2 protein-coding genes are annotated in these 5,543 nt (G+C 35.0%); one reads left to right on the top strand and one right to left on the bottom strand.

Annotated features, from left to right (window positions below):
- Positions 1–83: 83 nt before the first annotated feature.
- Positions 84–3,068 carry an ATP-binding protein gene (locus INF30_RS14445; RefSeq protein WP_226395705.1) on the top strand — a complete coding sequence of 995 codons (2,985 nt, stop codon included), beginning with the start codon at positions 84–86 and terminating at the stop codon, positions 3,066–3,068.
- Between the two features lie 2 nt (positions 3,069–3,070).
- On the opposite strand, the gene INF30_RS14440 is transcribed toward INF30_RS14445, so the two are convergent.
- On the bottom strand, positions 3,071–5,470 hold the full coding sequence (locus tag INF30_RS14440; protein WP_226395704.1) for a glycosyltransferase: 2,400 nt from the start codon (positions 5,468–5,470) through the stop codon (positions 3,071–3,073).
- Positions 5,471–5,543 lie beyond the last annotated feature (73 nt).

Here is a 5,543-nt window from a genome sequence, read left to right as displayed (position 1 = left end):
TAATTAGCAGTTATCCATTATATTAAATCGTATTTGCAGTATTTTTTCATCAAGGAATTTTCAGATATTTAAAGGATATTATTATGAACAATAAAAAAAGAAATAATAAGAAAACTAATAATTGGGAAGAATGGGAATCACTTGCATATGAATATGTGAGGGATATATACAAAGATGCAAAGATTCAAGAAGAAAAACATACAAATGCCTCGCATGATTCAGGATTTGATGGTATATGGCTCCTTCGATCTAATGACAGATCCCTTATGAAACTGGTTCTTATGGAGGCCAAGTATAGAAGCAGTCAGTCCTCACTTCCACTTAATGATTGTGCAAAAGCAATAATCATCGCTTTTAATCTATCCGCAAGCCAGCTATATATTGTCACGAATATCCCATTTGCTCCACAGACAAAAGAAAACACTGCAAAATTTCAAAAGAGAGCGAACATTGAGATAATCTGTGTAGGCGGAAATGACCTAAAAAAATTTATTAAAAAAAAGAAGGCATATCTTATCAACCAATGCAATATCAGCAAGGGGTTTATTTCAAAAATTGAAAAATCTATTGTTTCTGATATAAAATCAGAAGGTTTTTGTGAACTGAAAAGTTTAAATGAGGATTATGTGGATGTACCGGAGCGTACAGAGCAGATAAAACAAATCACAAAAGGACTGGCTTTCCAAAGTGTCATTTATTTAATTTCCGGTAATGCAGGTACAGGAAAGACTGTATTATGTGACAAAGTAAGGGAATCGTTGGAAAAATTAAATTATGAAAGCTGTATCATAGATTTAAGTTTATGTACAAGTTCAAGAATATTGTATTTGTCTGTGTTGGAGAGCATTTGGGGAGTGAAATTGGAGCCTGTTTTGGAAGATTCTGATCTGGAAAAATATATAGATACGCTACTTTCTGTTGGAGATTCTCATGCGAATCCTGAAATCATAAATGCTGTTAAATATATTTTATTATCCACACACTCACAATATCAGAAGCATAAGGATATTTATCTTCATTTATTACTAAAATATTTAGATTTAATTTTAAATTCCAAACGTGAGTTTTTAAAAATTGTTATCTTTTTTGAAAATCTGCATACAGTTTCTGAAGAAACCTTCGCTTTTCTAACGGATATGATTCAAAATTTAAAAAAGAATAATATACGGGTTGTGTTAGAAACACGAACACCCTTTTTTATGTCAAAACTCAATAAAATTGAAAAATCGCAAAATCATTTTCAGTATATAAAAAATATTGTGGATTCAGAATTTAAAATAGCACAATTCAAACGTGAAAACGCTATCGAAGTTATTAAAAAGCGTTTTACATTAACAAATCAAGCATGTGATAGTCTAGCAGAAATCCTTTGTGATAATCCTTTTGAGTTGCATAATGCTGTAAAACTGCTGGAAGGTCAACCTTGTGGATTTGAAAACTATATAAATACTCTTTCCAGTGAAGAATTAAAAAAATATTGGGAGAAATTAGGGATTAAATTCAGCGCAACAACGATGTCTTTGATAAATAATTTAAAAAATATTCCTTTTTTTTCTCAGGTTTTTGAGCTTGCTGTAATTTTAAAGGGAAGGATTTCAAGAGAAATCTTCGCTTTATTTTTTTACGAAAACTGTGATAATGTAATAAATGCATGCATCAATAGCACAGTCTTTGATATGAAAAACGGCAAGTTGATATGTCATCATCTGCGCTATCTGGATGCCATGAAAGAAATAACAGATGAAAATCTTCGTTATCAGACAGCCAAAAGGTTGCTTCCTTACGTTTTGGAACACGAACAGTCAGATGAATATTATTTGTTGATTGAACTAGATATTCTGTATATTATTGGAGATATTAAAAATATTCCCCACAGAACACGATACATCACCCATCTTTTGATGGAAATGCATCAATATCAGGATGCTTTTACAGAGTTGCTCAGGTATATAGAGGTTACAAAAAAAAGCACCGAGATGCCCCTGGAAATACTTTTTTCTTCATTGGATTGTATCCGGGAGCTTCATGAAGAAAATAATACTAATTATGAATTTATATATGATCTTGTTGAAAAGAATATTATTCTAAAATATGTGGATTTTGAGAAAAATAAATTCTGGTATAAGTATCTGCTAATACTCTGGCATAAAAATTTTGTATCAGGAAATTTACAGAAGGCTCTTAAAATCAGCTTGAAACTATATGATTCATTGAAGAATTCTGCAGATCTTTTTGAAGATGAGGAAGATTATCCAGGGCAGGTATATAATGCTTATGGACTTTCAGTTAAAATGTGCAGCAGTGGAGATGATGCATATCTTATTTTTAAGGAAGGTGTGAAGCGGTATCCATGCTCGTATTATGCTCGAGCAGCACTGCTATCCCAGGAGGGTAATCAATTGCTGAAGCGTAATCCGGAAGAGGCTGCTGAAAAATACAAACGGCTGATACAAATTGTGAAAGGCAAGCTGTATCCGTATCAGGAAGTACTCCATACAAAAACAGATATTGCAATGTCATTCTTTCTGGCCGGGAAATTTTACCAGAGTAAATTATGGGCACAAAGGTCTATTGAGGAAGCATCTGCTCTAAATATGTATTCTCAAAAAGGGAGGGCAGAAAATATCTATGGATGTTGTCTGGCAGCAGAAACGAATTACGAAACCAGCATTGAAAAGTTCCGGGAGAGTATTTATCTGTTAGAAATAAGTAAGTCAGAACTATATCTCTGGCGTGCACAATTAAATCTGGCTTCTGTTTTGCTTTTACAATCTGAAAACGAGGAGAAGGCAAAAGAACTACTATTTAAAGTCTTAAATACGCTCAAGAATATGTTTGCAGTAAAAATAACAAAAGACAAACAATCGGTTCCTTATCATGGTATGTTGTTGGTGCTTCGTTATTTATATGATTTGAATGAATTGCAGATTGTTAATGACGTAAAGCTTCGTTTTTCTGGCACAGATCTGATAACCGACTTCTCCAGACTTCTTGCCGAGAAAGACTGGAGAAGTCAGTTTAGGACCAAGGTCATTTATTATTCTGGAATCGTATTGGTAACTGGCTGAAGTTATTTTATAAAATGGAGCATAATTTTAATACGTTCATGCAGAGATTCGGATATTGGTTTTAGACAAGCCGCTGCCGATATTACTTCCTTATAAGTTCCCAGTATAACCCAACCAGCCAGCAAGTTGGTAGAAATAATATCAGAAGGGATTTTTTGTAAAAGAGAATCCCATAATTCAAAAGTCTCGGTTGCCTCTAAAAAACGCACATATGTAATGAGTATATCTGCGAAATCAATCCCTGGCCATCCTGGATGGAGTTTTTCATTATCCAGCAGTACAACATCTGGATTGAAAACCAGATTTTTCATGTCATATCCGCCGTGATTCATTACAAAATGCAGGCCATTTTCTTCGGAAGCTATTCCCAAGATAGTGGAATAAGACGGTTCAAATATTGGAGCAATACTTTTTCTGATATCCTCCGCAAGTGCCTGATAATAAGCTTTCCATCGTAGAAGTTCTGTACGAAGCGAGTAGTCTCTGAAATAATTTTGCCAGCCAAACTGTTTGGTAGATAATTGCTCATATTGCTGATCGATTACTGTATAAGTATTTTGCTCGTCTATTGCAGACTTGACATATGTTTCTATACTATAGAGAGAAGTAGTATTGTTTTTTTTATAAAATTCCAGTATGCTTGCTATGGCTTTATCAATCATTTGGTCCGGAGGCAGTTTTACTGAAGTGTATTTTTCCCTTATAAGCGCATAAAGCGAATCTTTTTTTCCTATAATTGGCGTAATTTCAGAGAATCCTAAAGCTCCGATTTCAGCAGCGTACCTTTTTGAGGCAGGAATGACCAGAGGCTGTTCTTTAGGTCGGCTCCACAAGGCAAACAAATTTATTCTGTCATATGGAATTTTAACATAGTATTCAGAGGTTCTCGTTCGAATTTCCCATATTTCAGAAGAGGAATTTGGAAATTCCAGCTTGTCTATAGAGAGCACATGATCAATTTGACTTTCTTCCGCAATCTGCAGAATATCTGTTTTGTCTATAAGCATTTGATTATATGGATATAGGCATAATTTTCGTTGCATATGCTCCTCAAAAGTACAACTATACCTTTTTTTGAAAATATCTTTCTGGTGAAGTAATGCGGCATGATATACAGCAAGATGTGAACCGGTAAAATCCCAGTTTCTAAGTATTACATGGCTGATTTTTTTTGCCTGTTTCCCCATAATATCTGAGAGATACGGTTGTTTTATAAAATGTTCCATTCTGACAGCCAGAGTTTTGATATCTCCATATGGAATCAGGAATCCATTCTTCCAGTCCTGAACATAATCCAAGGCAAAGCCGTTTGGCGTAGCCAGCACTGGAATACCTTCGCACATGGCCTCTACTGCTACTCGCCCTCCAGGTTCATAAAGCGAGTGCGTTATCAGGGCCAGAGCTCGAGTGTAAAGCGTACTGATTCCGTTCTCGTCTAAATAGCCCCACCAAACAAGCTTTCCTGCATTTTCTGTTTCGCATAATATATCTTCGGAAATACCAAGCAATGAGCGAATGTTTTCTATGTCATAGGTATTTCCCCCTATTATCCACAATGCAGGACATAGTTCTCCATATTTCCGATACAATAAATACCATGCTTGAATAATATAAGAAAGTCCTTTCTCCAAACTCAATCTGCCTGTATAGACAAATACTTTTGAGTTCCACCAGTCTGAAATTTTACTTTTAGCAGGCTTTAATGGGGGGAGATACACGGGCTCGATTTTATAATGGATCCCGGATTTTCTGGGAAAACCATACGAATTGTGTGATGCATAGATAAATGCTGGATGAACGTACTGCCCTGCAACAACTATTTTTTCCGGCTGGATGCCATAAAACTGACAGAGCTCGTTTTTCTCACTTTCTGCAACACATAGTATAAAGGAAGCATTTTTAAAAACCTTTTCTTCTGTTTCAATCCGTTTGGGTGCCGTTCCTTTTGCACCATGGGCATTTCGTCCACGACCGTTAGATATGACACTGTGTACATAAGGGATTCCCCATATTTCTGAAAGTTTCCATGCCAAATGTCCAGAATTCCAATAAACACTATGTATAATATCAGGCTTAAAATTGAGCTTTTTTAATGCTAGAACACTTTTTTGCAAGGTAAGATCATGGAGTTCAAATAATTTTCTCTTATCAAAATTCTCGAATTCTCCTAAAGTAAGACGTACAATCTTACATGAAGAAGATACATTTTCAATATTGTCCTGTTTTTCATATACTTTTCTTGTGAGTAATATGATATTATACTTTTCTTCATATAATTCCGTCAAAAGTTCCCTCATGTAAGTATGTGTTCCACCCCATTCGCTCACTCCTGGTGGCATAGCGGGATCCGCATGTAGGGATATAATTAATAAATTTTTGCTTTTTTTCTGAATTTCTGCCATTTTATCTCCTTCCACCTAAAAATCATGGAATTTGCGTCTGAGAATATAAATATCTATGGATAACTGCTAATTA

The organism is Claveliimonas monacensis (assembly GCF_014982975.1).
GTDB lineage: Bacteria > Bacillota > Clostridia > Lachnospirales > Lachnospiraceae > Claveliimonas > Claveliimonas monacensis.
Note: the sequence above shows the minus strand (reverse complement) of the source record. Positions and strands in the feature narration are given on the sequence as shown.